The 24,924-nt window shown below is 64.1% G+C and carries 17 protein-coding genes; 7 read left to right on the forward strand and 10 right to left on the reverse strand.

The genetic code is table 11. The features are described 5' to 3' along the window. Positions 1 to 2,205, reverse strand: a complete 2,205-nt coding sequence (locus VFW84_RS16630) for a PAS domain S-box protein (protein ID WP_329681586.1) — start codon at positions 2,203 to 2,205, stop codon at positions 1 to 3. Between the two features lie 188 nt (positions 2,206 to 2,393). Here VFW84_RS16630 and tadA point away from each other — a divergent pair, with 188 nt between their 5' ends. Next, positions 2,394 to 2,984, forward strand: a complete 591-nt coding sequence (tadA, locus tag VFW84_RS16635; RefSeq protein WP_329681587.1) for a tRNA adenosine(34) deaminase TadA — start codon at positions 2,394 to 2,396, stop codon at positions 2,982 to 2,984. 13 nt (positions 2,985 to 2,997) lie between these two features. Here the strand turns inward: tadA and VFW84_RS16640 are convergent, their stop codons facing one another. After that, the gene (locus VFW84_RS16640) at positions 2,998 to 4,155 is read right to left on the reverse strand and encodes a ketoacyl-ACP synthase III (protein WP_329681614.1); all 1,158 of its coding nucleotides are present in this window, start codon (positions 4,153 to 4,155) and stop codon (positions 2,998 to 3,000) included. Between the two features lie 68 nt (positions 4,156 to 4,223). Continuing rightward, positions 4,224 to 5,909, reverse strand: coding sequence for an electron transfer flavoprotein-ubiquinone oxidoreductase (locus tag VFW84_RS16645; protein ID WP_329681588.1), 1,686 nt, complete (start codon positions 5,907 to 5,909; stop codon positions 4,224 to 4,226). A gap of 232 nt (positions 5,910 to 6,141) precedes the next feature. Between VFW84_RS16645 and VFW84_RS16650 the strand changes: the two genes are divergently transcribed. The 6 genes from VFW84_RS16650 to rmuC all read left to right on the forward strand — a co-directional run bounded on the left by VFW84_RS16650 (position 6,142) and on the right by rmuC (position 12,937). Further along, on the forward strand, positions 6,142 to 8,385 hold the full coding sequence (locus tag VFW84_RS16650; protein WP_414639032.1) for a heavy metal translocating P-type ATPase: 2,244 nt from the start codon (positions 6,142 to 6,144) through the stop codon (positions 8,383 to 8,385). 115 nt (positions 8,386 to 8,500) lie between these two features. Next, positions 8,501 to 9,286, forward strand: a complete 786-nt coding sequence (locus tag VFW84_RS16655) for an SDR family oxidoreductase (RefSeq protein WP_329681589.1) — start codon at positions 8,501 to 8,503, stop codon at positions 9,284 to 9,286. Positions 9,287 to 9,375: 89 nt separating this feature from the next. Then, complete coding sequence (locus VFW84_RS16660; RefSeq protein WP_329681590.1) at positions 9,376 to 9,846, forward strand: thioesterase family protein; 471 nt, start codon at positions 9,376 to 9,378, stop codon at positions 9,844 to 9,846. Positions 9,847 to 10,010: 164 nt separating this feature from the next. After that, on the forward strand, positions 10,011 to 10,718 hold the full coding sequence (locus VFW84_RS16665) for a CoA transferase subunit A (protein WP_329681591.1): 708 nt from the start codon (positions 10,011 to 10,013) through the stop codon (positions 10,716 to 10,718). Positions 10,719 to 10,720: 2 nt separating this feature from the next. Further along, positions 10,721 to 11,365 carry a CoA transferase subunit B gene (locus VFW84_RS16670; RefSeq protein ID WP_329681592.1) on the forward strand — a complete coding sequence of 215 codons (645 nt, stop codon included), beginning with the start codon at positions 10,721 to 10,723 and terminating at the stop codon, positions 11,363 to 11,365. 84 nt (positions 11,366 to 11,449) lie between these two features. After that, positions 11,450 to 12,937 carry a DNA recombination protein RmuC gene (rmuC, locus tag VFW84_RS16675; RefSeq protein ID WP_329681593.1) on the forward strand — a complete coding sequence of 496 codons (1,488 nt, stop codon included), beginning with the start codon at positions 11,450 to 11,452 and terminating at the stop codon, positions 12,935 to 12,937. Positions 12,938 to 12,944: 7 nt separating this feature from the next. Here rmuC and trhA read toward each other — a convergent pair whose 3' ends face one another. The 7 genes from trhA to dnaG all read right to left on the reverse strand — a co-directional run bounded on the left by trhA (position 12,945) and on the right by dnaG (position 24,869). Then, positions 12,945 to 13,619 (reverse strand): PAQR family membrane homeostasis protein TrhA, encoded by a 675-nt coding sequence (gene trhA / locus VFW84_RS16680; RefSeq protein WP_329681594.1) that lies wholly within the window; start codon positions 13,617 to 13,619, stop codon positions 12,945 to 12,947. Positions 13,620 to 13,660: 41 nt separating this feature from the next. Next, positions 13,661 to 14,758, reverse strand: a complete 1,098-nt coding sequence (gene hemH, locus VFW84_RS16685; RefSeq protein ID WP_329681595.1) for a ferrochelatase — start codon at positions 14,756 to 14,758, stop codon at positions 13,661 to 13,663. A 23-nt stretch (positions 14,759 to 14,781) separates the two neighbouring features. Next, the gene (locus VFW84_RS16690) at positions 14,782 to 18,453 is read right to left on the reverse strand and encodes a PAS domain S-box protein (protein WP_329681596.1); all 3,672 of its coding nucleotides are present in this window, start codon (positions 18,451 to 18,453) and stop codon (positions 14,782 to 14,784) included. Positions 18,454 to 18,519: 66 nt separating this feature from the next. Continuing rightward, positions 18,520 to 19,452, reverse strand: coding sequence for an adenylate/guanylate cyclase domain-containing protein (locus tag VFW84_RS16695; protein ID WP_329681597.1), 933 nt, complete (start codon positions 19,450 to 19,452; stop codon positions 18,520 to 18,522). A 52-nt stretch (positions 19,453 to 19,504) separates the two neighbouring features. Next, the gene (locus VFW84_RS16700; RefSeq protein ID WP_329681598.1) at positions 19,505 to 20,317 is read right to left on the reverse strand and encodes a lipase family protein; all 813 of its coding nucleotides are present in this window, start codon (positions 20,315 to 20,317) and stop codon (positions 19,505 to 19,507) included. Positions 20,318 to 20,385: 68 nt separating this feature from the next. Further along, the gene (gene rpoD, locus VFW84_RS16705) at positions 20,386 to 22,596 is read right to left on the reverse strand and encodes an RNA polymerase sigma factor RpoD (protein WP_329681599.1); all 2,211 of its coding nucleotides are present in this window, start codon (positions 22,594 to 22,596) and stop codon (positions 20,386 to 20,388) included. 119 nt (positions 22,597 to 22,715) lie between these two features. Continuing rightward, positions 22,716 to 24,869, reverse strand: a complete 2,154-nt coding sequence (gene dnaG / locus VFW84_RS16710; RefSeq protein ID WP_329681600.1) for a DNA primase — start codon at positions 24,867 to 24,869, stop codon at positions 22,716 to 22,718. Between the last annotated feature and the right edge of the window lie 55 nt (positions 24,870 to 24,924).

Here is a 24,924-nt window from a genome sequence, read left to right on the forward strand (position 1 = left end):
TTAGCCTGACGTCTGCACAACCACCGCATGAGTCGACGCTTTCCTGAGGCGTTTGGCGGCGTACATCTCTGCATCGGCCTGCGCGATCAGTGTGGCCGGATCCCGCCCCATCGCGGGTGCGTACACAACGCCAAAACTGGAAGACACACGGGCCTGCTGTCCCCCTGTCACCACCACAGGCTGAGCAATGGCCTGTCGTGCACGGTCCAGAACGACTTGCGCTTCTGAGGTGGCCTTCAGTTGTGTGAGCACCAGAACGAACTCGTCGCCACCCAGCCTCGCGACAGTGTCGTGAGCGCGAACGCAGGCCATCAGGCGCTGTGCGATGGCTCGCAACAGGTCATCCCCGGCTTCATGCCCCAAGGTGTCGTTGACCGCCTTGAATCCATCGAGATCCGCGAAGCAGATGGCCACCAGATCCCCACGTCGTTCGGCCGTTGCGACCGCCTGGTGAAGCCGGTCAGTCAACAGCATCCTGTTGGGCAGCCCGGTCAGCGCATCGTGGAAGGCCATGCTCTCCACATGCTGCTGGTAGTGCTTCATGCGGGTGATGTCGTGGAACATCCACAGCGATTCGCCCGTCTTTTCCGACAGCAAGGCACCGTTCAGGTCGATCCACAGGTGTTCACCCGACTTCTTGACCATTTCCACCTCGGTGCGATAGATATCGCCTTTGACGATGGCGGGGTAGGCCTCCTTGCCGACGCGATCGTGTTCCTCCTGCGTGGCATAAAACAGGCGGCTGGGCTGATGGGTCAATTCACCAGACGCATAGCCAAACAACTGCTCGAACGCGCGGTTGGCCCACACACACTGTCGATCCTTGAGCTTGATGATGCCGAACAATTCGTTGTCCAGCATCAGGTGCTGCTGCTGGTTGGCCTCTGCCAGCTGTTGCTGGGCCTGCTTGCGCTCAGAGATGTCATGCAGGAAGGCTGCATACACCCGGCCACGACTGCGCGAGGTCAAGGTGGTGATGGTCACCTCACAGGGGATGCCTGTGCCGTCACGCTGGATGGCTGGTAGTTCGAGCCGTTGGTTGAGGACGCGTCCTTGCCCCGTCTCGCTCAGGTGATGCATGCCCTTGCGATGACTGTCGCGCAGGGACGGTGGAATGATGAGGTCTTCAAGCGCTCGCCCAACGGCCTCGTTTCTTGACCAGCCAAAGGTCTCTTCGGATTGACGATTCCATTCGACGATGACGCCGGCCTCATCGATGCAGATGTAGGCGTCATGGGCGTAGGTCAGCACGGCCTGCAGATCGGCCTCACGGTCGGCCAGGGAATCGTTGACCCGTTGCAACTCGGCCGTGCGCTGGATCACCCGCTCCTCCAGCTCCACCTGGAGCTGGCGCAAAGAGTCTTCCGCGGCACGTCTGGCGGTGATGTCTTCGATGATGGCGACAAAGTGGAGCGGCTTGCCCCCGGGATCTCGCACCAGGGTCACCGTCAGGTTGCACCACACCACAGAGTCATCCGGGCGCAAATAGCGTTTTTCCAGTGAATAGTGTTCAAAGTCACCCGCCAGCAGTTGCTGAACCAGATCCAGGTCCGCAGAGAGATCATCCGGGTGGGTGATGTCCTGGAAGGTGATCTGCAAAAGCTCATCCTGGGGCCGCGCGAGGATGTCGCAGAGCTTCGGATTGATCCGAAGCCAGGTGCCGTCGAGGCTGACGATGGCAATGCCGATGGCCGCGTGATCGAAGGTGGCGCGATAAAGGCTCTCCTGCTCAGACACCGCCTTCAAGCTCGCGTCGGCGAGTTGCCCTGCGCGCACGGCGGTTTCGCGGTTGAGGATCTCGCGTCTGACGATATCGGCCAGGTCCGTCAGCAAGGCGATTTCCTGTGCTGTGAAACTGCGGGGCTTCTGGTCGATGACGCACAAGGTGCCGATGGCGTGACCATCGCTGGTGCGTATCGGTACACCCGCATATGCCCGGATGTGGGGTGAATCGATCACCAGGGGGTTGTGGACAAAGCGTTCATCCTGCTGCGCATCAGGCACCACCATGGGGGCATCTTCCACAATGGCGTGGGCGCAGAAGGCCACCTCGCGGGGCGTCTCCTGAACCTCGAGTCCGATGTTGGATTTGAACCATTGCCGGCTCGCATCGATCAGTGACACCACGGCAATGGGCGTGCCCAGCAGGGTTGACGCCAGGCGCGTCAGGGAGTCGAAAGCGGCCTCGGGGGGTGAGTCCAGCAACTTGAGCTGATGAAGTACGGCCAGTCTCTCGTGTTCGTCAGAGGGGAGCGGTGCAGTCGTCATCATTCATGTACAAAGGTGGGTGGACTCCGTCACGGATGGCTGTCATGGAGTGTGAGCCACAAGCCGTCTGACATCAAGCCGCGTGCAGATAAAATCCACCACCCTCTGAATGAGCCTTTGACCTGATGACCCAGTCCTCCGACGAATACGCCATGCGCATCGCGCTGGATCAGGCGCACAACGCCTGGCTGGCCGGCGAGGTGCCTGTCGGTGCGGTGATCATGCGGGAGGGGCAGGTGTTGGCCACGGGCTACAACCGGCCCATCACGACGCACGATCCGACAGCCCATGCCGAGATCGTGGCTTTGCGTCACGCCGCACAGTTGCTGGAAAACTACCGTCTGCCGGAATGCGAGCTCTTCGTCACGCTGGAGCCTTGCGCGATGTGCGCCATGGCGCTGATGCATGCCCGCTTCAAGCGGGTGGTGTTTGCCGCGCACGATCCCAAGACAGGCGTGGCGGGCTCGGTGCTGGACCTCTTTGCGCAGACCCAGTTGAACCATCACACCCTGGTGCAAGGCGGCGTGATGGCAGAGGCCAGCAGCCGCATGCTCAAGGCTTTCTTTGCCGAGCGGCGGGCGCAGATCCGTGCAGAGCGGGATGCCCGCCGTGCGGCCGGGCTGATGCCTGAGATGGAGGGCCTGTCGGGGCCGATCCCCGTGGGTGAGGCGATCGAGGTAGACCCCGGGGACTCAGGGGACTTCAAGACCCCCTGATGCCCTATCTGGCTCAGTTGCCCTTGGCGACACCGCCGAAGCGCTGGGCCAGTTGATCCTCAGCAAACAGGGGGCGCTTGAGCGCCTCGATGGAGCGACCTTCCGTGCCCTTGCGACGGCGGATCTCCTGAACCATGTCCAGTGCCGACTTGTCGCAGGGCGGCAGGTCTAGATCCGTGGTGCTCAGGGGCGTCACGCGCGCTCCCCAGCGGATGAGGTGGGAGCACCAGGTCAGGCCGGCGCCAAAGGCAGGCAGCAGGATCAGGTCGTGGGGTTTGATCACGCCGGTTTCAGCGGCCTCGACCAGGGCCACCACGACGGTGGCGGCCGACATGTTGCCGTACTTGTGCACGGTCAGGAAGACCTTGTCCATGTCGGCGCCGGCCCGCTTGGCCACGGCCTCGATGATGCGCAGATTGGCCTGGTGCGGCACCACCAGGTTCACATCACCGATGGTGACGCCGCACTTGTCGAGCACGGCGCTGGAGGCCTGGCTCATGCCCTGAACGGCACGCTTGAAGATGTCCTGGCCTTCAAAATCCCAGAAGTTGTCGCCCAGGTAGGCGCCCTGGTTGGTATAGAGCCCACCGATGCCACGCAGACGCAGGGTCTGGCGGGCATCGCCGTAGCACCCCAGGGATTCGCCGATCACGCCTTCTTCGGCATCGGTGGCCTGCAGAACGACCGCGCCGGCACCATCGCCAAAGAGCACGGCCACACCGCGGTTTTCCCAGTCCATGAAGCGCGAGATCAGCTCGACCCCCACCACCACGGCATTGCGCACGACACCGGTGCGGATCATGGCGGTGGCCGTGCTCAAGCCGTACATGAAGCTGGTGCAGGCGGTGTTGATGTCGAAACAGGCGGCGTTGGTGGCGCCCAGCAGGACCTGCAGGCCGGACGCTTCATTGGGCACGCCTTCGTCGCCCGTGCAGCCGCCGTAGACGATCAGGTCGATGTCGGCGGGCTGCAGGCCGGCGCAGGCGATGGCGCGGGCGGCCGCCACATGGGCCATTTCGTTGCCGCTGACGTGCGAGATGCGGCGCTCTTTCATGCCGGTTCGCTGGACGATCCACTCATCGGTGGTGTCCATGAAGGTGGCAAGGTCGTGGTTGGTCAGGGTGGCGGGGGGGAGGCATTTGCCCCAACCTGTGATGGCCGCGTGACGCATAGTCAAAATCTACTTCTCGAAGGGACCAAAAAAAGGCAGCTTACGCTGCCTTTGCGTGATCTGCCAGATCACATACCCGCATAGTTCGGACCGCCGCCGCCTTCGGGCGTGATCCAGACGATGTTCTGGGTGGGATCCTTGATGTCGCAGGTCTTGCAGTGTACGCAGTTCTGGGCGTTGATCACCAGCTTGTCCTGGTTGTCGTCGGTCTTGACGAACTCGTACACACCGGCCGGGCAGTAGCGCGACTCGGGGCCGGCGAACTTGGCCAGGTTGGTCTGCACGGGCACCGATGCGTTCTTCAGCGTCAGGTGGGCCGGCTGGTGCTCGTTGTGGTTGGTGTTGGAGATGAACACCGAGCTCAGGCGGTCAAAGGTGATCTTGCCGTCCGGCTTGGGGTAATCGATCTTGGCGCACTGAGCGGCCGGCAGCAGACGGGTGTGATCAGCCTCGGCACGGTGGATCGTCCACGGGGCTTCCTTGATGCCCAGCTTGGGCAGCAGCCAGTGTTCGATGCCGGTCATGACCATGCCGACGTACATGCCCTTCTTGAACCACTGCTTGAAGTTCTTGGACGTGTTGAGTTCTTCCTTGAGCCAGCTGTTTTCGAAGCCGGTGACATAGGCGCTCAGCTCATCGCTCTCGCGGCCGGCGGAGATGGCTTCGAACAAGGCTTCGGCGCACAGCATGCCGGTCTTCATGGCAGCGTGCGAGCCCTTGATGCGGGCTGCGTTCAGGAAGCCGGCATCGCAGCCCACCAGCGCGCCGCCAGGGAACACAAACTTGGGCAGAGACAGGATGCCGCCGGCCGTGATGGCACGGGCACCGTAGCTGATGCGCTTGCCGCCTTCGAGGTACTGCTTGATGCTGGGGTGAGTCTTCCAGCGCTGCATTTCCTCGAACGGGCTCAGCCAGGGGTTCTGGTAGTCCAGGCCCGTCACGAAGCCCAAGGTGACCTTGTTGTCTTCGAGGTGATAGAGGAAGCCGCCGCCGTACGTGGACGTGTCCATGGGCCAGCCAGCCGTGTGGACCACCAGGCCGGGCTTGGCCTTGGCGGGGTCGATCTCCCACAGCTCTTTGATGCCAATGGCGTAGCTCTGCGGGTCCTTGCCGTCGTCCAGCTTGAACTTGGCAATCAACTGCTTGCCCAGGTGGCCGCGAGCGCCTTCAGCGAAGATGGTGTACTTGCCGTGCAGTTCCATGCCCAGCTGGAAGTCGCCGGTGGGTTCGCCCGTCTTGTCGATGCCCAGGTTGCCGGTGGCGACGCCCTTGACGGAGCCGTCGTCGTTGAACAGCACTTCAGCCGCAGCGAAGCCGGGGAAGATCTCGACGCCCAGAGCTTCGGCCTGCTGACCCAGCCAACGCACCACATTGCCCAGGCTGATAACGTAGTTGCCTTCGTTGTGGAAGTTGTTGGGAATCAGGGCTTGCGGTGTGGCCATGGCGCCGGTCTCGGTCAGCACCAGGACCTCGTCGGCGGTGACCGGCTGTGTCAGCGGGGCGCCCAGTTCCTTCCAGTTGGGGAACAGCTCGTTCATCGAGATCGGGTCCATCACGGCGCCCGACAGGATGTGGGCACCAGGCTCGGAACCCTTCTCGAGCACGACGACGCTGATGTCCTTGCCGGCTTTTTCAGCCAGTTGTTTCAGACGGATGGCGGTGGACAGGCCAGCGGGGCCAGCGCCCACGATCACGACGTCATATTCCATCGATTCGCGGGGGCCGAACTGCTCAAGGATTTCCTGGGGCGTCATCGTGTTTCCTTCGGGGCAAGAAAGGTGTCTGCGCGGGCGCACAGCAAAATGCAAAGCCCGGCATTGTAGTTCGTTGTGAGGACTGGTCAGCCGCGCCATTCTGGCAGAAAAAAGCACGACCGTTCGAAAAAGTCAGCCTCGAACAGGGGGGATGCAGGAACCTGGGCCTGCCAGGCGGGCCGGATCACCGAATTTCATGCCGCTTGACTCTGCATCTGCTACAGGGTTTCAAATGGAGGTCATGAGCACATCACCATCGAACCCGCCGCCACCCGAAGGCGCCCACTGCGCCAGTTCGGGCTGTTGCGCCTGCGAGGGGGAGTCCACCCCCATGGTCCTGTCCACGCCAGCCGCCGAGTCTGGCTGGCGCGAGTTCCGTATCGCCACCATGGATTGTTCCGCCGAAGAGGCCGATATTCGCCGTGCGCTGGACAAGATCGACGGCATCGCGGCGCTGCGTTTTCAGCTCGGTGCACGGGTGCTGGGGATCCGCGCCAGCCAGGCTGCCTTGCCCTTGGCGCTGGACGCCATCCGAGGCGCTGGATACGATCCTCGCCCCGTGACGGCTGCGCTGGCTGATGCGTCAGGGGCTGAGCACGATCACGAGACGGCTCCGCAGGTGTCAAGGCTGGTCTGGGCGCTGGTGCTGGCCCTGCTGGCCGAACTGATCGGGTTTTTCAGCCCGGACACCGTGGTCTTCAAAGGACTGGGCATGGCCGTGGCGGCGGCTGCCATCGCTTTGGCGGGGATGGAGACCTATCGCAAGGGCTGGGCGGCCTTGCGGATGGGCAAGCTCAACATCAATGCCTTGATGACGGTGGCCGTGAGCGGCGCCTTTGTGATCGGGCAGTGGCCCGAGGCCGCCATGGTGATGGCCTTGTATGCCCTGGCAGAGTTGATTGAGGCGCGCTCGGTGGACCGCGCTCGCAACGCCATCCAGGGTCTGCTCGACCTGTCACCGCGACAGGCCGATGTGCAGCAGGCCGATGGGTCGTGGCGGGTGACGCCGGTGGCCGAGGTGAGGGTGGGGCAGCGTGTGCGCATCCGCCCCGGAGAGCGCGTGGCGCTTGATGGCGTGGTGTTACAAGGCCACAGCGCAGTCAATCAGGCCCCAGTGACGGGGGAGAGCATCCCGGTGGACAAGGCGCCAGGGGACGAGGTCTACGCCGGCACGATCAACACATCGGGTGAGCTGAGCATCACCGTGTCGGCACTGGTGGGCGACACCACGCTGGCACGCATCATCCATGCGGTCGAGGAGGCGCAGGGGTCTCGGGCACCGACGCAGCGCTTCGTGGACCGCTTTGCGGCGGTCTATACGCCCGCCGTTTTTGTCATCGCCATGGCGGTGGCTGGGGGGCTGCCCCTGCTGGGCATGGCCTCCTGGATGGAGGCCGCCTACAAGGCCCTGGTGCTGCTGGTGATCGCCTGCCCCTGCGCCCTGGTGATTTCCACACCCGTGAGCGTGGTCAGTGCCCTGGCATCGGCGGCTCGCCGCGGCATCCTGATCAAGGGGGGAACCTATCTGGAGCAGGCGCGCAGCCTGCGGGTCGTGGCGTTCGACAAGACCGGCACGATCACCCAGGGGCAACCCAGGCTGGTCGCCCGGCAAGCGTGGGGCGATGGGGATGCGCTCCGTGTCGATCGTCTGGCGGCGAGCCTGGCGGCACGCTCCGACCACCCTGTGGCACAGGCCATTGCGCAGGGCCTGCCGGGGGAGTTCCTTGACGTGACACACGTCGAAGCCTTGCCCGGCCGTGGCATGCGCGGTCAGATCGGCGGGCAGACGCTGGTGCTGGGCAATCACCGGCTGATCGAAGAGTTGGGCCTGTGTCACGCCGATCTGGAGGCGCGCCTGCAGGTGCACGAAGCGCAGGGTTGCACGGTCACCGTGCTGGCCGACGGGCAGCGTGTTCTGGGGGTGTACGCCGTCTCGGACACCGTCAAGGCGTCGGCGCACGAGGCCATGGTCGAGTTGCGGGCGCTGGGGGTGCATTGTGTGATGTTGACCGGCGACAACCAGGCGACGGCACAGGCCATGGCTCTGGAGGCCGGGATCGACGAGGTCCAGGGGCACCTGCTGCCACAGGACAAGCTGGCAGCCATCGAGGCGCTGCGCAGCCGCCATGGCACGGTGGCCATGACCGGTGACGGGATCAACGATGCACCCGCGCTGGCACGGGCCGACATCGGTATCGCCATGGGGGGCGCCGGGACCGACACGGCGATGGAGGCGGCCGACGTCCTGATCATGAACGACGACCTGCGGCGCATTCCCGAGCTGATCCGCCTGTCGCGTCGCACGCATGCCGTGCTGTGGCAGAACATCACCCTGGCACTGGGGATCAAGGCGGTGTTTCTGGTGCTGGCCGTCCTGGGCAGCGCGTCGATGTGGATGGCGGTGTTTGCCGATATGGGGGCCAGTTTGATGGTGGTGGCCAATGGCTTGAGATTGCTCCAGGGGCCGCGGGTGTGACGCCTCAAGCGGCTCAACAAGGCGCTGATCAGGGCGTTCTTCAGATCGGTCGGTCAGGGGGGTTCGTGCTATGGTTTGAGCACTGAGATCGACATCGAACACAACGGAATCATCCATGAGTTACAACCTTGACCTGTCTGGCCGCGTGGCCTTCATCACTGGTGCTTCCAGCGGCCTGGGGATGCAGTTCGCCCGTACCTTGTCCAAGGCCGGTGCGGCCGTCGTTTTGGCCGGTCGTCGGGTGGAGCGGCTCAAGACCCTGCGCTCCGAGATCGAGGCCGGTGGCGGTGATGCTCACGTGGTGGGGCTGGATGTGACCGATGTGGACAGCATCCGCTCGGCCGTGGCCCATGCCGAGACCGAGGTCGGCCCCATCGACATCCTGATCAACAACTCGGGGGTGAGCACCACCGAGCGTCTGGTGGACGTGACCGAAGAGAGTTATGACTTTGTCTTCGACACCAACACCCGAGGCGCCTTTTTCGTGGCGCAGGAAGTGGCCAAGCGCATGCTCGCACGCGCCAAGGGCTCGGCACCTGGCACGTTCACGGGCGGGCGCATCATCAACATTGCCTCGGCCGCCGGCCTGCGCAGCTTGCCCCAGATCGGCGTCTACAGCATGAGCAAGGCGGCCGTCGTGCACATGACCAAAGCCATGGCCTCGGAGTGGGGCCGCTTTGGCATCACCAGCAATGCGGTGTGCCCCGGTTACATCGACACCGAGATCAACCACCACCACTGGGGAACCGATGGCGGCCAGAAACTGGTGAACATGCTGCCGCGCAAGCGCGTGGGACAACCCAAGGACCTGGATGCTTTGGTGGTGATGCTGTGTGCCGCTGAAAGTGACTTCATCAATGGCGCGGTCATCGCGGCGGATGACGGCATGCTGGTGAGCTGAGCTTGCCTTGAGCCCAAGGCGGGCGGGGTCTTGAAATCAGGGCCCTGCGCCTCACATGCGAGGCAGACTGCCTGACAGAGAGCTTTGCCATGCGATTTGAAATTCCTGACCACAAGATCCTGGTCCACGAGGTGCCCATGCCCATCCTGTGGGGCGACATGGACGCACTGGGCCACGTCAACAACACCGTGTACTTCAAGTACATGGAGCAGGTCCGCGTTTCGTGGATTGCAGCCATCAGCGGCCAGGTCAATGACGACGATGAAGGTCCGGTCATTGCCAACACCTTCTGCAATTTCTATCGGCCGCTGGTGTTCCCCGGAGACCTGATCGTCAAGCTCTATGTGGCCCACCCTGGCCGCACCAGCATCGACACCTTCGTGTCGATTGAAAAGCGCGATGAGCCGGGCGTGTCTTACGCCGCTGGCGGCGCGACCCTGGTGTGGGTGAGCATGAAGGATGGCAGGCCCCTGCCGCTGCCCAGCTTCCTGCGGGCACTGGAAGGCAAACTGCCGGCGCTGCCGGGCGCGGACACGCCCCCCGCCTTGCCCGAGAAGTGACGCCCCCATCCAGATAGCCATGGCCGCTGTCTCCACGACCTGACACCCCCGCGATTCAAGGCAGATTTTTCCGCCAATTCACTGGAAATCATCTGGCAAGCCGGTGTACTCTGCCATTGTTGCAGTGCAGCACTTGCACAGGTGCACTACCAAGGAGTGATTGGATGAACAAGGTCTACCCCGACGCCGCCAGCGCCCTGGCGGGGATCGTCAAAGACGGACAACTGCTGGCTGTAGGAGGCTTTGGCCTCTGCGGCATCCCTGAGGCCCTGATCGACGCCCTGCAGGCCAGCGGCGTCAAGGATCTCACGGTTATCTCCAACAACGCGGGTGTCGATGGTTTCGGCCTGGGCAAGCTGCTCAACACCCGCCAGATCAAGAAGATGATCTCCAGCTATGTGGGCGAGAACAAGGAGTTCGAGCGCCAGTACCTGGCGGGCGAACTGGAGCTGGAGTTCACCCCTCAGGGCACCCTGGCTGAAAAGCTCCGCGCGGGTGGCGCTGGCATCCCGGCCTTCTTCACCAAGACGGGGGTGGGCACCCTGGTGGCCGAGGGCAAGGAAACCCGGGAGTTCGACGGCGAGGTCTATGTGATGGAGCGCGGCCTGTGCCCTGAAGTGGCCCTGGTCAAGGCCCACACGGCCGATCGCTCCGGCAATCTGGTGTTCCGCCGCACGGCGCGCAACTTCAATCCGGCCGCGGCCATGGCGGGCAAGATCACGGTGGTCGAGGTCGAGCACATTGTCGAGACCGGCAGCCTGGACCCGGACGCCGTGCACCTGCCAGGGATCTATGTGCACCGCATCGTGCACAACCCGACCCCCGAAAAGCGCATCGAAAAACGCACCATCACCGAAAAGGCAGGAGTCTGACCATGGCCTGGACGCATGACGAAATGGCGGCGCGTGCCGCACAAGAACTCCAGGACGGTTTCTACGTGAACCTGGGCATCGGTTTGCCCACCCTGGTGGCCAACCATGTGCGCTCGGACATCGAAGTCTGGCTGCAGTCCGAGAACGGCATGCTGGGCATCGGCCCCTTCCCGACCGATGATCAGGTCGATGCCGACATCATCAACGCGGGCAAGCAGACCGTGACCTGCCTGCCGGGCTCGTCGATCTTCGGCTCGCACGAGAGCTTTGCCATGATCCGTGGTGGCAAGATCAACCTGTCCATCCTGGGCGCCATGCAGGTGTCCGACAAGGGCGATCTGGCCAACTGGATGATTCCGGGCAAGATGGTCAAGGGCATGGGCGGCGCCATGGACCTGGTGGCAGGCGTCAAGCGCGTGGTCGTGCTGATGGAGCACGCCGCCAAGAACGGCGAGCACAAACTGCTGCAGCACTGCACGCTGCCGTTGACCGGCGTGGGTGTGGTCGATCGCATCATCACCGAGTTGTGTGTGCTGGACGTGACGCCCGAAGGCTTCAAGTGCGTGGAGATCGCGCCGGGGGTCACCCCGGATGAGATCCGCCTCAAGACCGGTGCGCACGTGCATCTGTCGCACCTGACGGGTTGATGCCGGATCGGGCATCTCCGCGCAGCTCAGCAGGCCGCCTCCGGGCGGCCTGTTTCGTTCCCGGCCTTTGAGACAATGCACCTTATGAACTGGATCCTGATTGCCCTGTTGGTGCTCAACCTGCTGCTCTTGCTGTGGCTGGTGAGCCGTCCCGCCCAAAACAATGACGAGGCCCTGCTCAAGCTGGGTGCCGATCTCACGCAGGAGCTGCGCCAGCGCAGCGATCAGGTCGAGCGCAATCTGCGCGACGAGCTGTCCCGCAGTGCGGGTGCCACGCGCCAGGAGCAGGGCAGTGCCATGGCGGGTTTCCAGCAGACGCTGGTGGCGCAGTTGGGAGACGCCACCCGGACCCAGAACGAGCAGCTTGACAGTTTCCGCACGCAACTGGCCGCCATGCAGCAGGGCCTGAGCGACGCCTTGCGCGACACCACCCACCAGCAGGGGCTGCAGGCTGCGGGCCTGCGCGAAGCCCAGGCCACGGCCCTGGCGCGCTTCAACGAGGCTCAGGAGGCCGCACTGCGCCGCCTGGGCGATGGTGTGACCGAGCAGTTGCGCGTGCTGTCGGAGGCCAATGACCGGCGGCAGACCGAGATGCGCAGTACCGTGGAAACACGCCTGCAGGCGCTTCAGGTGGGCAATGAAACCAAGCTGGAGCAGATGCGTCAGACCGTGGACGAGAAGCTCCACGCCACGCTGGAGGCCCGCCTGGGCGAGAGCTTCAAGCAGGTGGCTGACCGGCTGGAACTGGTGCACCGTGGCCTGGGAGAGATGCAGCGGCTGGCCAGCGATGTGGGCTCGCTCAATCGCGTGCTGAGCAACGTCAAGACGCGGGGCATCTTTGGGGAAGTGCAACTGGCCGGGCTGCTGGAGCAGGTCTTCACGCCCGAGCAATACGCCGTCAACGTCGAAACCGTGCCTGGCAGCGGTGCGCGGGTCGAATTTGCCATCCGGCTGCCGGGGCGCGGGGGCAACGATGACACACCGCTGTGGTTGCCCATCGATGCCAAGTTCCCGCGCGAGGACTACGAGCGCCTGCTCGATGCACAGGAGCGCGCCGATGCGCCGGGCGTGGAGGCTGCGTCCAAGGCCGTCGAGCAGCGCTTGCGTCTGGAAGCCCGCACCATCGCCGACAAGTACCTGGCGCCGCCTCACACCTCGGATTTCGCCATCCTGTTCCTGCCCACCGAGGGTCTCTATGCCGAGGCCTTGCGCCGACCCGGCCTGATGGAATCCCTGCAGCGAGAGCACCGTGTCATGCTGGCGGGGCCGACCACCTTGCTGGCCACGCTCAACAGCCTGCAGATGGGCTTTCGCACGCTGGCCCTGGAGAAGCGGTCCTCCGAGGTCTGGCAGGTGCTGGGTGCCGTCAAGACCGAGTTCGCCAAGTTCGGCGACGTGCTGGCCAAGACCCGCAAGAAGCTCGATGAGGCCAGCAACACCATCTTGTCGGTCGAGACGCGCACCCGTGTCATGGGCCGTGCGCTCAAGCAGGTCGAGTCCATGCCGGACGCCCAGGCCCAGGCCCTGTTGCCCGGCGAAGTGGGCGAGGTCGACGACGAAGGCCTGGCCTGAGCGGCACTCAGGCCACGAAGCGCAGCACCGTCACATAGTGGCTGGCGGTGCCGCCCAGAACGAAAAGGTGCCAGATGCCATGGGCATGGCGCAGGCGGGTGTCCAGCGCATAGAAGATGATGCCCACGGTGTAGAGCAGGCCGCCGCCCAGCAGCCACATCCAGCCAGAGTCCCGCAGGCCCTCCATCAAGGGCGTGGCCGCGGCGATGCCGCACCAGCCCATCAGCACGTACAGGGGCACCGAGGGCACGGTCTCACGCCCCCACCACAGCTCCTTGGCGATGCCGATGCCCGCCAGCACCCAGACAAAAGCGAACAAGGTCCAGCCCAGCGGGCTGTGCAGGGTCACCAGGGTGAAGGGGGTGTAGGTGCCGGCAATCAGCAGATAGATCGCGCAGTGATCGACCTTGGCCCAACGCTCCTTGGTGACTCCGGAGATGCTGTGATACAGCGTCGAGGCGGCATACAGCACGATCATCGTCAGGCTGAAGATGCAAAAACTGATGATCTTGAGCGTGTCGCCACCCTCGACTGCCTGAGCGATCAGCACGGCCGAGCCCACCACCGCCAGGGCCAGGCCCAGCAGGTGGGTGACGCTGTTCAGGCGTTCACCATGGTACATAGGGATGCTCCCGGAGTAGGAGCCCATGATGCGCCCGGCCATGTCACGGTTTGATGACATGGCGCAATGTCCTGACCGTCAACGAGGACGGTCGACTGGCCTCAGCGTTTGGCGCCCAGGGCTTTGGCCCGCTGTTGCGTGGCCTGCAATTGATCCTGGGTCGCTTGTTGCTCGACCCGCGTCGGCCAGCCTTGCAGATGCTGCTCGCACAGCGCAGCCAGGGCGCTGACCCACTGCGGACGGTCGTTCAGGCAGGGAATGTAGTGAAACTCCTTGCCGCCGTGGCTCAGGAAGGCCTGTTTGCCCTCCATGGCGATTTCTTCCAGCGTCTCGATGCAGTCGCAGACAAATGCCGGGCAGATCACATCCACGCGGCCCACGCCCGACTGGCCCATCTTGATCAGGGTGGGCTCGGTGTAGGGCTCCAGCCATTTGGCCTTGCCAAAGCGGCTCTGAAAGCTCACCTGGTACTGCTCACGCGTCAGGCCCAGACGCTCGGCCAGCAGGCGCGCGGTCTTGTGGCATTCGCAGTGGTAGGGGTCGCCCAGGTGCAGGGTGCGCTCGGGCATGCCGTGAAAGCTCATGAGCAACTGATCACCACGGCCCTCACGCTGCCAGTAGCTGCGCACGCTCTCCACCAGGGCATCGATGTAGCGAGCATCATCGTGGAAATGCTTCACATAGCGCAGCTCGGGCAGGTTGCGCACCTGACGCCCCCAGGCGAAGACCTCGTCCATCACGCTGGCGGTGGTGGCTCCGCTGTACTGGGGGTAGAGCGGCACGATCAGGATGCGGGTCGCGCCTTCGGCCTTGAGCGCGTCGAGTTGCGAGGCAATCGAGGGTTGGCCGTAACGCATGGCCCAGCGAACGCTCAGGCGGTGGCCACGCTCGCCCAGATAGCCTTGCAGCAGGGTGCCCAGCTTGTCGGTCCAGACGCGCAGGGGCGAGCCCTCGGGGGTCCAGATGCTGGCGTATTTCTGGGCCGACTTGGCCGGGCGCACTCGCAGGATGATGCCGTGCAGGATGAGCTTCCAGACCACGGCGGGGATCTCGACGACCCGGGGATCGCTGAGGAATTGCCCCAGATAGCGGCGCAGCGCCGCGGGTGTCGGGGCATCAGGGGTGCCCAGATTGACGATCAGCACGCCGGTGAGCGGGCGTTGCTGGTGATCGAAGGCAGGTTCTTTGGCAAAGCTCATGGGGCCGCATTGTGGCCCTCAAATCAGCTCGCTGCACGCCCTTGTTGTGCCAGTCGACACAGTTCAGAGGTGATCATCTGAATGTCGATGGGTTTTGTCCAATAGCCGACGAAGCCTTCGTTGTTGGCGCGCTTGATGTCCTCGGGCAAGGCGTCGGCCGAGCACATGTAGGCAGGGACCTGTTCCAGCCCGGGCACGGTGCGCAGGGCTCGAAGCACCTCGAAGCCGGTCATGCCCGGCAGATGGGCGTCGATGACCAGCACATCGGGTTGGTGGCTGCGGGCCACCGTCATGGCCGTCTGGCCATCCTCGGCCACTTCGAGCAGCAATTCGGCATAAGGGCGGAGGGCCTCTTCGAAGAGCAAAGCATTGATGCGGTTGTCTTCGACATACATCACCCGCAAGGGCGCGTGCTCGGTACAGGGCTCGGGAGAGGCGGAGGGCAGGGAGGAGGACGTGGGCAAAACAGCAGCCGCAGTGTGAGGTGGGGTGAGATGGTGGGTCTCGTTGACGACCGCGCCGGCATGTCCGTCCTGTGTCTGCATGGCGCGCGCCATGGCCGACGATGCCTCGTGATCGGGCAAGGTGACCGTGATGCGGGTTCCAACGCCAGGCTGACTGTGGATGTCCAAACGCCCTCCCATGGCTTCAACGAGCGATTTCGTGATGATAAGGCCCAGTCCGGTGCCTTCGATAGAGGAAGTGTCGCGTCCAAGCCTCTCGAAGGGTTGAAAGAGTCGCGCCAGTTGCTCAGGTGCCATGCCGATGCCCGTGTCCTCGACACGCAGGACCAGCGACTGATCGTCGGCATGGTGGGCTGAGATCCGCACCGAGCCGCCCGGACGGTTGTACTTGATGGCGTTGGACACCAGGTTGGAGGTGACCTGCGAGAGACGACGCCGGTCGCCCAGGAGGCGACAGCCTGTGGCGATCTGCGTCTGCAGCGTGATCTGGTAGCGTGAGCACAAGGGGGCCAGCATGGTGGCGCACTGCCGCACCATGTCAGCAATGAACACGGTCTCTCGTTGCAAGGTGATGGCGCCGCTTTCGATCTGCTGCAGGTCCAGCACATCGTTGACCAGATCGCTGAGCAACTCGCTGCTGATCAGGATCTGGCGGACGTAATCCGCCGCATCCGGGACCAGCTCGGGGTCGAGCCTTTGGTCCAGCAGTTGCGCAAAACCACGCACGGCATTGAGCGGTGTGCGGATCTCGTGGCTCATGCGCGACAGAAAGTCGGTCTTGGCCTTGTTGGCCAGCTCGGCCGAGCGCTTGTCGTGCTGGGCCCGCTCGGCCTCCTTGAGCAGCGTGATGTCGGAATGCGTGCCCACCACGCGCAGCGGGCGGCCTTCTTCATCACGGCGGACCACCTTGCCGCGGGCGAGCACCCAGATGTAGTGTCCCAGGCGATGGCGCACGCGCATCTCGACTTGCAGGATGCCTTCGCCCACATGGCTGTATTCGTTGAAAGTGTGCAGCGCCGGTCGGCGGTCCTCAGGGTGGATGCGCTCGATCCAGTCGCCCAGCTCTTCCTGGGTGGCCTGGTCGTCATAGCCCAGCATGATGGCCCAGCGGCTGGAGTGAAAGACCACGCCTTGGCCTGCAGACCAGTCCCAGACCCCGTCACCGGCGCCTTCCAGTGCGAATTTCCAGCGTTCTTCGGATCGAGCCAGGGCTTGCGCTGCGGCGCGCTCTTGCGTGATGTCCCGGAAGGTGGCCACCACGGCGAATGGGGTGCTCTCCGAGTTGATGGTCAGGGGGTGGCAGGACAGCTGGATCCAGCTCAGATCGCCGTCAACGCGTCGCACCGGGTAGACCTGATTGTTCACGCGTTGTCCGCTCTGGATGGTGTGCCACCAGGGCCACTGGGCTTGAGGCAGCGGGGCACTCAGGTCATCCTGCAGCAGCTCGATGCGCAGCTCCTGCCCACATAAATCGTGAGCCTGGGCACGCGACATGTCCAGGATGCGCGCACCGGCCGGGTTCATGGCCACCAGGCGTCCATCGAGCTGGACCACCAGCAGGCCATCACTGATGGTGGCGGCCACGCAGCGATACAGCTCCTCGCTGAAGCGCAGCTTGTCGGCGGCGGCTTCGCGTTCGGTCACGTCCTGCAGCAGCCCCATGGTGTGGACCAGTTCGTCCTGAGCATTGCGCAAGGGGGTCAGGCGCAACTCCAGCGTGCGTGCGCCTCCTTGCTGGGTGTGGGTGGCCAGCAGGACCACGGCCGGTTTGCGGGCATCCAGGGCCTGACGGATCTGATCCAGGGCTGCCTCGTCGGCGTGCAGCCTCCCCAGCGCCGTCACCATGGCCTGCCCCAGCAACTCTTCTCTGGAGGCCTTGAGCATGTGTTCCGCCCCAGCGTTGAGATACACGGGGGGGTGCCCTTCGGCGCGGGCGTCCAGCACGAGCAGACCCAGGGTCAGGTCCGCCTGCAGAGCGTCCTGCAAGGTGACCGCCTCGTGCTGGCTGCGGCTGATGTCGGTGGAAAAGTGCAGGGTGCTGCCATCGGGCAGCCGATGATCGCGGGTCAGCACGACGGCATCACGCAGGCGCATGGGCACGGGGTGATCCTGCTCGACCAGCTGCATGCGCCATTGGAAAAATTCTTCTTCACGTCCCTGAGCCTCGGGGTACAGCCCTTGCCAGATCAACTGCCTGACCAGTTCGGGCCAACTGGGCGCCAGGGCGATGTCCTGGATGCCGGTGTGCTCGCTCCAGCGCCGGTTGGCCAGCACGATTCGCCCATCCGGGTCTGAAATCATGATGCCGCCCTGGATGGCATCGAAGGCCTGGCGCATCAGCATGTCCTGATAGCGCGTCTGGCGCTCCAGGGCCAGTTGGCGGGTGATGTTGCGGCTGGAGCCGCGGTAGCCCATGAACTGCCCACGGCTGTTGAACACCGGCGTGCCGCTGATGCTCACCGAGATGCGACCCCTGGGCGTCATGCGATCGGCGATGGCATCGCTGAAAGGCTCGCGCCGCTCCCGTGCCTGCTGGAAACGCTCCCAACTGACGCGGGTCTCGTCGTTGCGAGGGGTGTAGATGTCACGGGCCTGCAGGCCGACTTCGGCCATCGGGTCCAGCCCGGTGTGCTGGATCAGGCTGGCCGACACCCATTGAATGCGCCCGTGCTGATCGGTTTCCCACAGCCAGTCGGAGCCGGTCAGGCTGGCCGTTCGGATGCGGGCCTCCTGGCGACGGTGGCGGTGCTCGTTCAGTTGGGCCTGGATCAGTCCTGCGGCTGCCTCCGCCAGATCCTGCAGCCCGGCGATCATGTCGGAGCCATCGTCCCTGGGGTGTTGATCGAGCACGCAGATCGTGCCCAGGGCCAGGTCATCCACGAGGATGGGAACACCGGCATAAAAGCGCCATGTCGATGCGGCTGTGCTCGGTTCGTCATTGGAGGGATAGACCGGCTCGCCAGAGACGACCATGGGCCTGCGACTCAGGATGGTCTGGTCACACCAGGAGCCCTCCCGGCTGAAATGGCGTTGCGGCTGGCCGTGGCGAGCCAGGGCAAAGACCCGGTGGGCATCGATCAGATTGAGTTGCGCGGCCGGACAGCCCGACTGACGCGCGGCCGCCCGCACCAGTGCGTCCAGCGCCGGTGGCGGGTCGGCGTCCAGCAACCGGGTGGCGGTCAGCAGGGCCAGGCGTTCAGCTTCGCTGAAAGAGGGAGCGGCGGTGTTCATGGCGCAGGCACATCGCCTGAGAGGTTTGCAGACTCTAGCGCACCCCGGGCGAATGGTCTGTCGGGGTCACCACTGAGGCATGGTGTCACTGAAATTGAGCACTTCGAAGTGGATGCGGGTGGATTGGGGGTCCTGCGGTGGCGAACCCAGGCTGATGACCCCGCTGCCGTGCAGGGTGCAGGTGCTGCGGCGCAGGGCCAGCACCTGACCATCGTGCTCGAACTGCACATAGGATCCGTTGTAGCTCAGATCGACCAGGTAGAAGTGTCCGCTGTGCCCCTCGATGCGGGCATGCGAGCGCGAGACACGGCTGTCGCCCACGCAAAAGGAGGCCTGAGGGCTGCGCCCCAGGACGACCGGCATCTGCGAAGATGAGAACACGCGCTCCAGGTTGTCACTGCGCAGGCGGATGCCATCGGGCAGTTCGGTGCCCGGCGAGGTCATTTCCATGGTGGAGACGGTGTTGCCGAAGCGCACGCTCTCCATGCGCAGCACGGCCACGGGTTCGGCGCGACCGCGCAGATGCATGCGATCCAGGCTGCGAAAGCGCTCCTGCTGATCGGTGGGCAATTCGTTGACCAGAGGGCCGGTGGCCAGGGTCTCGTTGTCACCGGCCAGATCCAGCACGCGCGCCGCCACATTCACGGCATCGCCAAAGACATCGCCATCGACATCGACGGTTTCACCCCAGGCCAGGGCCACCTTGAGCTTGAGGGCTGGGGCTTTGGCCGGAGGGTCGGGGATCGGGGCGATGCGCACCAGCGAGTCATGCAGGCCGGCGGCCGATTCCACCGCACGCTCGGGGTCGTCAAAGACCGCCATCAGCCCGTCACCCAGGGTCTTGACCACGGTGCCGCCCCCGCGGGCGATGATCTGCCCGAGCATGGTCAGGCTGTGGGTGACGACGGTCGCGGCTTCGGTGTTGCCCAGGCGCAGGTACAGGGCCGTACTGCCTCGCAGGTCGGCAAACATGATGGCCCGGTGCTTGTTCGTGCTCATGCGCCTATCTTGTCGTCAATCGTGGCCATGCATCGTGAAAAAATGCCTGGATTTAGGGGCTTTTGTCCAGGGCGTCGACGTAGTGGATGGGTGCATGGTCTGCCAGCCGACGGGGCGGCTGCCGCCACCTGAGCGAAAGCGGCGCCTGAGGGATCGTCTGGGCGGGCAGGAGGTGACGGCTTCCCACATGGCGGTAGCCCAGGAGCGTCGGGGGCAGGGCCGTGACGAGGTCTGCTCCGTGCACCACGCGGTGAATGGTCAGGTCTGTGGTCTGTGCGGCAAAGAGCGCGTTGCCGACCCTGGGGGCGCCGAAGGCGTACACGGCGCGAGGCGCGCGGCGGACTGCGGCCAGGATGGCCATGGCGGCGCCCAGGCTGTGCCCGGTGTAGAACACCGGACAGGTCAGGGTGCGCAGGCGGGCCTCGATGTTGGGCCAGATCGAGTCCAGCGCGCGCTGGAAACCGCGATGAACGCCCACGGATCGGCGCGAAAGGGTGGCCAGGCCCACGTCCAGATCGGTGATCAGGTCTCTGGGGTCCTGTTCGGTGCCCCTGAAAACCAGTGCGGCGTAAGTCGGCAGGACATCAGACTGAACCAGCATGGCCTGTGCGCCGACCCGTGCGCAGGCGTAAAAGCCGAGGGTTCTCAACCCCACTTCGTCCAGAAAGCGGCTGCGCTGCGGATGGGGCGGGACACGCTGCTCCTGCACGTCGCGGCGATAGATGATGCGGCTGAGTTCTGCCAGCCACAAGGCATTGCCAGGGATAAAGTCGGCTGTGCCGGGGTCAAACGCAGGCATGGCCTGGCGCTTGAAAAAATCAGAGGCATCGCCGGGACGGAGCAGGTCGGACCAGGTGGTGTGCATGATCGGAGGGCAAGAAAAAGCCCAGCACGAGGGCTGGGCTGGGGGTCAAGGCGCGAGGCGAGCAGGCCTCACAGATTGTCCAGATACGTGCGCAGCTTGTCCGACCGGCTGGGGTGCTTGAGCTTGCGGATGGCCTTGGCTTCGATCTGGCGGATGCGCTCGCGGGTGACGTCGAACTGCTTGCCGACTTCTTCCAGCGTGTGGTCCGTGGACATTTCAATGCCGAAACGCATGCGCAGCACCTTGGCTTCGCGGGGGGTGAGGCTGTCGAGGATGTCCTTGACGACATCGCGCAGACCGGCCTGCATGGCAGCCTCGATCGGAGCGGTGTTGTTGGTGTCCTCGATGAAATCGCCCAGGTGGCTGTCGTCGTCGTCCCCGATGGGTGTTTCCATCGAGATCGGCTCCTTGGCGATCTTCATGATCTTGCGGATCTTGTCCTCGGGCATCTCCATCTTGGCGGCCAGCGTGGGGGCATCGGGTTCGAAACCGAATTCCTGCAGGTGCTGACGCGAGATGCGGTTCATCTTGTTGATCGTCTCGATCATGTGAACCGGGATGCGGATGGTGCGGGCCTGATCGGCGATCGAGCGCGTGATGGCCTGACGGATCCACCAGGTCGCGTAGGTCGAGAACTTGTAGCCGCGGCGGTATTCAAACTTGTCCACCGCCTTCATCAGGCCGATGTTGCCTTCCTGGATCAGATCCAGGAACTGCAGACCGCGGTTGGTGTACTTCTTGGCGATCGAGATGACCAGACGCAGGTTGGCCTCGATCATCTCCTTCTTGGCGTCGCGCGAGGCCTTTTCGCCCTCGTTCATGCGCTTGTTGATCTCCTTGAGATCTTCAATGGGCACGACGGCCTTGGCCTGCAGGTCGATCAGCTTTTGCTGCAACTCCTGGATGGCGGGCAGGCTGCGACCCATGACGGCGCTGTAGTTCTTGCCGGCCTGAGATTCCTTGACGGCCCACTCGCGGTTGAGCACATTGGGCGGGAAGGTCTTGATGAACTGCTCTTGAGGCATGCCGCACTTGTCGACCACGATCTTGCGCAGTTCGCGCTCGTAGCGACGCACGTCATCCACCTGCGAACGCAGCACATCGCACAGGCGCTCAATGGTCTTGACCGTGAAGCGGATGGTCATCAGGTCGTCGCTGATGGCGCTCTGGGCCTTGTTGTAGGAGGCCGACTTGTAGCCGTCCTTCTCGAAGGACTTGGCCATCTTCTCGAAGTGCGTGCGTAGGTTGTCGAACTTCTCGAGCGCGACGTTCTTGAGTTCTTCGAGCTTCTTGGTCAGGGCCTTGGAGCCACCGTTGCCGTCGTCGTCGTCCTCTTCGTCGAATTCGTCGAAGTCTTCTTCGGCCACGTAGTCGTCGGCTTCGCTCTCGGAGACGAAACCATCGACCACTTCGGAGATGGTCATCTCACCAGCACGGATCTTGTCTGCCAGGGACAGGATCTCGGCGATGGTGGTGGGCGAGGCCGAGATGGCCAGCATCATGGCCTGCAGGCCGCCTTCGATGCGCTTGGCGATTTCGATTTCGCCCTCACGGGTCAGCAGCTCGACCGAGCCCATTTCACGCATGTACATGCGGACGGGGTCGGTGGTGCGGCCGAACTCGGAATCCACCGTCGACAGCGCGGCTTCCGCGGCTTCTTCGGCTTCTTCTTCGGTGGCGGTCGACTGCGCGCTGCCGGAGATCAGCAGCGTGGCGGCATCGGGAGCCTGCTCGTAGACCGCCACACCCATGTCGTTCAACATGGAGATGATGGCCTCGAGGATTTCGGCCTCGACGAGCTTTTCAGGCAAGTGGTCGTTGATTTCCTGATGCGTCAGGAAACCACGGGTCTTGCCCATCTTGATCAGGGTCTTGAGCTCCTGGCGGCGCTTGTTGACTTCTTCTTCGGACAGGGCGGTCTCGTCGATGCCGAACTCGCGCATCAGCGCGCGCTCCTTGGCGCGAGAGACCTTCATGCGCAAAGGCTTGGCTTTGGGCTTGTCCTCACCGGAATCTTCAGCTTCGACAGCCTCGACCTCACCTTCGAGATCGGCCTCGATGTCACCAATGTCGTCTTCTTCAAAAGACGCCTTCTTGGTTTCTTTCGCGGTGGCCGTGGCAGCGGCCTTGGGCTTGCGACCGCGCTTCTTGGGCTCGGTGGTTGCCTCGGTGTCAGCGGCTTGCGCCTTGGCCCCACGCGGTGCGCTGGCCTTTTTCGTTTTGGTTTCAGTCACGTCGGCATCGGCCAAAGCAGTCTTCGCGGTTTTCTTCGCGGTCATGCGGATCCTTCGAAAGAAGTGGCAGTTCTCTATAGAACTCTCCATTATCCTTCAAGCGGGCCATAGCGTCAAAAAAATGACGCGATGGCCCAAGGTGGAGAGCGCTGAATGTCACCCGATCACCCCGAGATGGGGCGCAATCGCGTGATTTCCAGCTTGAGGGCATTGGTGAGTCGGATCAGTTCGAACTTTCGGGCCTCTGCGGCCTCGGACAGCTCGCCTGATTGCAGCAGCAGCTCCAGCTCGTCCCGCAGCGCCTGCAGCTGCAGTGGACGAATCAGGGCCACCAGATCGTCCACGGACAAGGTGTCGGCCACCACGTCGTGGAAATGGGTCAATCGTTGCGCCAGTGCGCTGAGGGCTTCATCGCGCCCCCCTTCGGCGCCTGCCCAGGGCGCGATGGCGTGCTCGTCGCTGCCCTCGGTGGCTTGGCCGCTCAACTGGGCCAGCAAAGCCGGTGCGGCCAGGGGGCCCTGGTCGGTGATCAAACGATCGAGCCAACTGAAGAAGGCGCCCAGGGGCATGGGTTGCTCGCACAGCAGATCATGGATCTCGGGGGGCAATTGCTCCCATAAGTCACTGCGGTGCAGCAGCAGCCAAGCGGCGCGCTCCAGAGGGCGTGCGGCCTGGGGTAGGGGGCGTTGGGGCGGGCGAGCCTGGCGGTCCCAGCCACCCCCATCACGTCGCCAGCGGCCCTTGCCACCGCCCCAGTCAGAGCGCCCTTTGCCTTGCCAGGCACCTTGGCCATCACGACGCGGCCCGCGTCCCCCGCCGCCTTGCCAGCCGCCGCCAGACTGGCCTGGGCTGTCGCCGTGTCCGTAGTCGGCCGCTGCATAGCTGTCATAGGCAGCCTGATTGGCGTCATCCAGGTCGGGCGGCCCGCCGTCAGGGTGATCGTGCCCACCGCCATGGCCGGCACTGCCAGTGCGGCGCGCCCCCCGTCCGCCACCATCCTGCCCCCACTGGGACAGCCGTCGGCGCACATCGTCCACCGACGCGCGAGCCTGCTGGGCCAGATCCTCGGCGATCTGATCGCGCAGGGCGCCATCGGGCATCTGCGCCAGCAGGGGGAGCGCCTGCGCCAGCAGCTTGACGCGGCCTTCGGCAGTTTCCAGATCGCAGTCATGGGCGGCGTGCAGGATCAACTGCCTTGACAGGGGCACGGCCTGCTTGACGCAGGCTTCAAAGGCCTCGGCGCCAAACTCGCGGATGTAGCTGTCCGGATCGTGCTCGGCTGGCAGGAACAGAAAGGTGATGCGACGCGTGTCGGTGGCATGGGGCAGCGAGGCTTCCAGCGCGCGACCGGCAGCACGGCGACCGGCGGCATCGCCGTCGAAGCTGAAGACCACCTGTTCCGTGAAGCGGAACAGCTTGTGCACATGGTCCGCTGTACAGGCGGTGCCCAAGGTGGCCACGGCGTTGGCATAGCCCCATTGCGCCAGGGCCACGACGTCCATATAGCCCTCGGTCACGATCACATAGCCCTTGTTGCGCAGGGCGGTGCGGGCTTCATACAAGCCGTAGAGCTCGCGCCCCTTGATGAAGACCGGCGTCTCGGGCGAGTTGAGGTACTTGGGCTCACCCTTGTCCAGCACCCGGCCGCCAAAGCCGATGACCTCTCCCTGGACCGAGCGGATGGGGAACATGATGCGGTCGCGGAAGCGGTCGTAGCGCCGGGCTTCGGCCTCGTTGCCCGCCGGGGTGTCGTCGGGCACGATCACCAGTCCGGCTTCGACCAGCAAGGGGTCGTCGTATTTTGGGAAGACGCTGGCCAGGCCCTTCCAGCCCTCGGGGGCATAGCCCAGCGCAAAACGTGCCGCGATCTCGCCGCTCAGTCCGCGCCCCTTGAGGTAGTTGACCGCCCGAGGGCTGTGCTTGAGCTGGCCACGCCAGTGCTGGGTGGCTTTGCCCAGCACATCGGTGATGGATTGCTGCTTCTCGCGCTGCGCCTTGGCCTTTTCCCGGTCTTCCGGGCGGGCATCGTCTTCGGGTACCTGCATGCCCTGGATCTGGGCCAGATCCTTCACCGCCTCGACAAAGCCCAGGCCGGCGTGCTCCATCAGGAAGCCCAGCGCATTGCCGTGCACCCCGCAGCCGAAGCAGTGATAGGTCTGCCGGCTCGGGCTGACGACGAAGCTGGGAGATTTTTCGCCGTGAAAGGGACACAGACCCTTGTAGTTGATTCCGGCCTTTTTGAGCGTGACATGGCGACCGACGATGTCAACCACGTCGGTGCGCGCCAGCAGGTCCTGAATGAACGACGAAGGGATCACGGCTCAGAGAATACAAAAGAAAACAGCCCCGTCGCTGCGGGGCTGCCTGGCCAGG

Origin of the sequence: Aquabacterium sp., assembly GCF_036279655.1 — a bacterium.
Taxonomy (GTDB): domain Bacteria; phylum Pseudomonadota; class Gammaproteobacteria; order Burkholderiales; family Burkholderiaceae_C; genus Aquabacterium.

Bases quoted from the DNA above. Each gene is read 5' to 3' on its own strand.
- hemH (WP_329681595.1), bottom strand. From the start codon at position 14,758: ATGAGCTTTGCCAAAGAACCTGCCTTCGATCACCAGCAACGCCCGCTC.
- VFW84_RS16660 (WP_329681590.1), top strand. From the start codon at position 9,376: ATGCGATTTGAAATTCCTGACCACAAGATCCTGGTCCACGAGGTGCCC.
- VFW84_RS16700 (WP_329681598.1), bottom strand. From the start codon at position 20,317: ATGCACACCACCTGGTCCGACCTGCTCCGTCCCGGCGATGCCTCTGAT.
- VFW84_RS16655 (WP_329681589.1), top strand. From the start codon at position 8,501: ATGAGTTACAACCTTGACCTGTCTGGCCGCGTGGCCTTCATCACTGGT.
- VFW84_RS16690 (WP_329681596.1), bottom strand. From the start codon at position 18,453: ATGAACACCGCCGCTCCCTCTTTCAGCGAAGCTGAACGCCTGGCCCTG.
- rmuC (WP_329681593.1), top strand. From the start codon at position 11,450: ATGAACTGGATCCTGATTGCCCTGTTGGTGCTCAACCTGCTGCTCTTG.
- VFW84_RS16650 (WP_414639032.1), top strand. From the start codon at position 6,142: ATGGAGGTCATGAGCACATCACCATCGAACCCGCCGCCACCCGAAGGC.
- VFW84_RS16645 (WP_329681588.1), bottom strand. From the start codon at position 5,909: ATGACGCCCCAGGAAATCCTTGAGCAGTTCGGCCCCCGCGAATCGATG.
- VFW84_RS16665 (WP_329681591.1), top strand. From the start codon at position 10,011: ATGAACAAGGTCTACCCCGACGCCGCCAGCGCCCTGGCGGGGATCGTC.
- VFW84_RS16670 (WP_329681592.1), top strand. From the start codon at position 10,721: ATGGCCTGGACGCATGACGAAATGGCGGCGCGTGCCGCACAAGAACTC.
- VFW84_RS16695 (WP_329681597.1), bottom strand. From the start codon at position 19,452: ATGAGCACGAACAAGCACCGGGCCATCATGTTTGCCGACCTGCGAGGC.
- trhA (WP_329681594.1), bottom strand. From the start codon at position 13,619: ATGTCATCAAACCGTGACATGGCCGGGCGCATCATGGGCTCCTACTCC.
- VFW84_RS16640 (WP_329681614.1), bottom strand. From the start codon at position 4,155: ATGCGTCACGCGGCCATCACAGGTTGGGGCAAATGCCTCCCCCCCGCC.
- tadA (WP_329681587.1), top strand. From the start codon at position 2,394: ATGACCCAGTCCTCCGACGAATACGCCATGCGCATCGCGCTGGATCAG.
- rpoD (WP_329681599.1), bottom strand. From the start codon at position 22,596: ATGACCGCGAAGAAAACCGCGAAGACTGCTTTGGCCGATGCCGACGTG.